3 protein-coding genes are annotated in these 4,596 nt (G+C 63.7%); all 3 read right to left on the bottom strand.

The features are described from left to right. Window positions 1-147: 147 nt before the first annotated feature. The 3 genes from IZU87_RS17040 to IZU87_RS17030 all read right to left on the bottom strand — a co-directional run bounded on the left by IZU87_RS17040 (window position 148) and on the right by IZU87_RS17030 (window position 4,337). Window positions 148-1,992: a SulP family inorganic anion transporter gene (locus IZU87_RS17040; RefSeq protein WP_213115338.1), complete on the bottom strand. Its 1,845-nt coding sequence runs from the start codon at window positions 1,990-1,992 to the stop codon at window positions 148-150. Further along, window positions 1,985-3,340, bottom strand: a complete 1,356-nt coding sequence (locus tag IZU87_RS17035; RefSeq protein ID WP_213115337.1) for an NAD(P)/FAD-dependent oxidoreductase — start codon at window positions 3,338-3,340, stop codon at window positions 1,985-1,987. Before IZU87_RS17035 ends, IZU87_RS17040 begins: the two co-directional genes overlap by 8 nt. Before the next feature lie 106 nt (window positions 3,341-3,446). Next, on the bottom strand, window positions 3,447-4,337 hold the full coding sequence (locus IZU87_RS17030; RefSeq protein WP_213115336.1) for an MBL fold metallo-hydrolase: 891 nt from the start codon (window positions 4,335-4,337) through the stop codon (window positions 3,447-3,449). Between the last annotated feature and the right edge of the window lie 259 nt (window positions 4,338-4,596).

Genomic DNA, 4,596 nt, shown 5'->3' with positions numbered 1-4,596 from the left:
GACAGAAGAGCAGCATTTGGGCATGATTCAGCGGGCCGTTACGGCGTAGATAGCGCCCCTGGTGCGAGAACCCAACGGCCAGCCACTTCAAGCCGCCTGATCAGGGCACTCGTGAATAAGGCGGGATGAAACCAGCGCCTTCCTCTATCAGCCGACCGCCGCCGTCTGGCTGATGCCGTCCCGCGCGCAGGACTGGCCGCAGTGGCTGCCATGAATGCTCAGCGCCTGCCAGGCATCGAAGGTGCTGAGATAGATGTCACCGCCGAGATTGGCCGGCAGCTCCGAGCACTTGAGGCGGTCCATCACCGGGCCCTTCACTTCACTCAGATGCAGCTTCACACCAGCGGCGCTCAGGCGTTCATTGATGACTTCCAGGCTTTCCAGCGCCGAGGCGTCGATCAGATTGACCGCCTGGCAGGCCAGCACCAGATGCTTGAGCGAGGGGCGTTCGGCCATCAGCGCCAGCACGGTGTCTTCCAGATAGCGTGCATTGGCGAAATACAGACTCTCGTCGATGCGCAGAATCGCCAGTTCGGGGTCGGTCTCCACCTCATGACGCTCGACATTGCGAAAGTGCTCGCTGCCCGGCACGCGCCCGACCAGCGCACTGTGCGGCTGGCTGGTGCGCTTGAGATAGAGCCCCAGCGACACGGCGATACCGACGATGATGCCGCTTTCCACCCCATGCGCGAGGGTGATGATCAGCGTGATCATCAGCGCCGCACCGTCACCCTTCGAATAGCGGAAGGTGCGTTTGATCGCCGCGATATCGATCAGGCTGGTGGTGGCGACGATGATGATCGCCGCCAGCGTCGCGCGCGGCAGCCACGCCAGCCAGTCGGTCAGCCACAGGCTGGCGAGCAGAATGCCGATGGCGGTAAAGGCCCCCGCCAAGGGCGTGGCGGCACCGGCATCGAAGTTGACCACCGAGCGCGACAGCCCGCCCGAGATCGGCATGCCACCGCTGACGCCTGCGCCCATGTTGGAGACGCCCAGCGCGATCAGCTCCTTGTCGGGGTCGATGCGCTGACGGCGCCGCGCGGCGAGGGTCTGGGCCAGCGCCAGCGATTCGACGAAGCCGACCACGCTGATCAAGAGTGCCGAGATCAGCAGACCCGACCAGTCATGGCTGACAAGGCTCGGCAGGCTGAGGTCGGGCAGCCCGCCGGGCACGGCCCCGACCAGCGCCATGCCGCTCTTGCCCTGCTCAAGCTGTTCGCCCTGAACGAGAGGATCACTCAGCCCCCAGGCCAGCAGGCTGGAGACGATGACGGCGATGATCGGCGTGGTCTTGCACAGCATGCCCGCCGCGCTCTCACTCATCCGCAAGGCCATCAGGCCGTGCTTGAGATGACGACGTGCCAGGATCAGCCACGCCAGGCAGCCCAGCCCGATGGCGAGTGTCGGCCAGTGCAGCTCTTGCGCGCCTGACGACAGCGACTCGCCCATCGCGATCAGATTGCCGCCGCTCAGGCTCAGGCCGGTGATGGGCCCGAGCTGACTGGCGATGATCAGGATGCCCGAGGCGGTCATGAAGCCCGAGATCACCGGGTGGCTGATGAAATTCACCAGCACTCCCAGGCGCAACAGCCCCATGGCGATCAGCATCGCGCCGGAGAGAAAGGCCAGCAGCAGCGCGGCGGCCAGCATCTCGGGCGTGGAGAGCGCCGCGCCATCGGCGCCGCTCATGCCCGCGATCGCCGAGGCCGTCATCAGCGAGATGATCGCCACCGGCCCCACCGCCAGGGTGCTGCTGGTCCCGAACAGCGCATACAGCACCAGCGGCAGCATGCTGGCGTAGAGGCCGACCTGCGCCGGCAACCCCGCCAGCAGTGCATAGGCCAGCGCCTGAGGCACCAGCATGACGCTGACGATCACCGCCGCCAGCAGATCACGCCCGAGACTGTGGCGGTCATAGTGGGCAAGCCAACCCGCCAGCGGCAGCCAACGGGCAAACGACGTCCCCTTTGCCTCTAGAACCGGCTCAGACATCGCGTGACGCCGGACGCGCCAGCCATTCGTGGCCCTTGAGCAGCAGGTTCCAGTAGATGAACGGCAGCCCCCGCGCCTTGAGCTGCCAGGCCAGGCTAGTCGGACGCGTGCCGTCATTGACCCACTTGGGGAAGGTCGGCTGCAGTTCGCCGCCGTAGCCGAATTCCGCCAGCACGATGCGGCCTTTCTCCACCGTCAGCGGGCAGGAGCCATAGCCCCGATAGCCCGCCGTGAGCGCGCCACCGGTCAGCGTCGCCAGCAGGTTCTCGACCACCACGGGGGACTGCTTGCGCACGGCCGCGGCAGTCTTGGCATTCGAGGTACCACTGACATCGCCCAGCCCGAAGATGTCGGGATGGCTCATGTGCTGCAGGGTCTCGGGTTCGAGATCCAGCCAGCCTGCGGCGTTGGCCAGCCCGGATTGTGCGATCAACGCCGGCGCCTTCTGTGGCGGCACCACATGCAGCATGTCGAAGGACTGCTCGACGATCTCCGGCTCGCCACCCTCCTCGGCTGCCGGCACCTCGAAGCGTGCCGTCTGCGTCTCGCCACCCACCGCGACCAGCCGCTGATGGAACCTGACATCGATGCCATAGCCTGCAACCGCCTCTTCCAGCGCTGGCACGTAGGCCGGCACGCCGAACATCACGCCGCCGGCGTTGTGGAAGCTGACCTCGAGCTGCGACAGCACGTTCTCGCGCTGCCAGTGATCGCAGGCCAGATACATCGCCTTCTGCGGCGCACCAGCGCACTTGATAGGCATCGGCGGCTGGGTAAACAGCGCCTTGCCGCCCTTGAGGGTCTGCACCAGCTGCCAGGTATAGGGCGCGAGATCATAGCGGTAGTTGGAGGTGACGCCATTCATTCCCAGCGTCTCCTCAAGCCCGTCGATGGCGCCCCAGTCCAGCTCCAGCCCGATGGCGATCACCAGACGCTCGTAGCGCAGACGATGGCCATTGCCGAGCGTGACTTCATGCGCCTCGGCATCGATGCCGGTGGCCGTATCGCGATACCAGTGCACGCCCTTGGGCATCACCGAGTGCATCGGCTTGCGCGTGAATTCCGGCGTGAAGATGCCGCCACCGACCATCGTCCAGCCCGGCTGATAGCTGTGCTGCTCGGCGGGTTCGACGATGGCGATGTCCATGCCCGGCTGGCGCTTGAGCAGACTGGCCGCCACCGCGATACCGCCGGCCCCGCCACCGATGATCACCACCTTGTGGGCGTTGGGTGCCAGGCGGTGATTGGCGGTGCGGGTCGCTTCCGCGGCCGAATCAGCCCCCTGGTTGTCACAAGGCGTCGTTGCAGAATCCGAAACTGGCGGGGTCTGTGGCGTGCTCTGGCTCATCGATAAGGCTCCCATCGCGGAAAATCGTCCATTTGAGTCACAAAATTACGTAAGTAAGCTACATAGGCAAAGCGCCTGGACATACTCCCTGCCGGCATGGCAGCCATCAAAACTGATCAAACGGCAGGTTGAGCGGAATCTTGAGATAGGCGCGACCATTGTCTTCTTCCGGCGGCATCTGGCCGGCACGCATGTTCACCTGCACCGCCGGCAGCATCAGACGCGGCATGCCAAGCCCGGCATCACGCTTGGTACGCATGTCGACGAAAGCCTGCTCATCGATGCCGTCATGCACATGGATATTGTGCTCACGCTGCTCACCCACCGACGTCTGGCAGCAGAAGCCTTCCCGCCCTTCGGCCGAATAATCATGGCACAGGAAGATGCGTGTGCTGTCCGCTAGCGAGAGCACCTTGTGAATCGAGCGATACAGCGTACGCGCATCGCCGCCGGGGAAATCGCAGCGCGCGGTGCCGTAATCGGGCATGAACAGGGTATCGCCGACGAAGACGGCGTCGCCGATCACGTAGCTGACGCAGGCCGGCGTATGGCCCGGCGTATGCAGGACGCGGCATTCAAGCCCCCCGATCGCCAGGCTGTCGCCCTCTTCGAGCAAGCGATCGAACTGGCGGCCATCACGCGCGAAACCCGCCTCGGCGGCAAAGATATCGGCAAAGATGTCCTGCACTTCGCGTATACGCGCCCCGATCGCCAGCTGGCAATCCAGCTTGCCTTTTAGATAGGTGGCCGCTGACAGATGGTCGGCGTGAACGTGGGTCTCGAGAATCCACGCCACCTCGAGGGATTCGGCTTCGATATGCGCGAGCAAGGCATCCGCTGAGCGGGTACTGGTGTGGCCTGCGGGATAGTCGAAGTCAAGCACGGGATCGATGATCGCGCACTGGCGGGACTGCGGATCGCGCACCAGGTGCGTGAAGGTGTTGCTGCCTTCGTCGAAGAAGCTCTCGACCTGGGGGCGCTGTGTTGAGGTTGCCATCTTCCGACCTCCTGTTTCGCTCAAGGATTGATGCCTCAAGCCTACGCCTGAAACGGCAACAACGCAAAAAAAGAATAACGTTAAAACCAAATAGAATATACAGGAGTAATATTCAATAACCTGTTGTTCTAGGGAACCGATGATCAATTCGGTTCTACGCGTTTGCAGCGCTCAGACTGGTGCTTCAACCGCAACAGCGGTCGCTTTCTGACCTGTATAGATGGCCTATTTCCTCTACTAGCCGGTTTATCCGGCTAGT

The sequence above is a fragment of the Cobetia sp. MC34 genome (assembly GCF_018340035.1).
GTDB lineage: Bacteria > Pseudomonadota > Gammaproteobacteria > Pseudomonadales > Halomonadaceae > Cobetia > Cobetia amphilecti.
Note: the sequence above shows the minus strand (reverse complement) of the source record. Positions and strands in the feature narration are given on the sequence as shown.

Coding starts and splice junctions, on each gene's coding strand:
- IZU87_RS17040 (WP_213115338.1), bottom strand. CDS start 1,992: ATGTCTGAGCCGGTTCTAGAGGCAAAGGGGACGTCGTTTGCCCGTTGG.
- IZU87_RS17035 (WP_213115337.1), bottom strand. CDS start 3,340: ATGAGCCAGAGCACGCCACAGACCCCGCCAGTTTCGGATTCTGCAACG.
- IZU87_RS17030 (WP_213115336.1), bottom strand. CDS start 4,337: ATGGCAACCTCAACACAGCGCCCCCAGGTCGAGAGCTTCTTCGACGAA.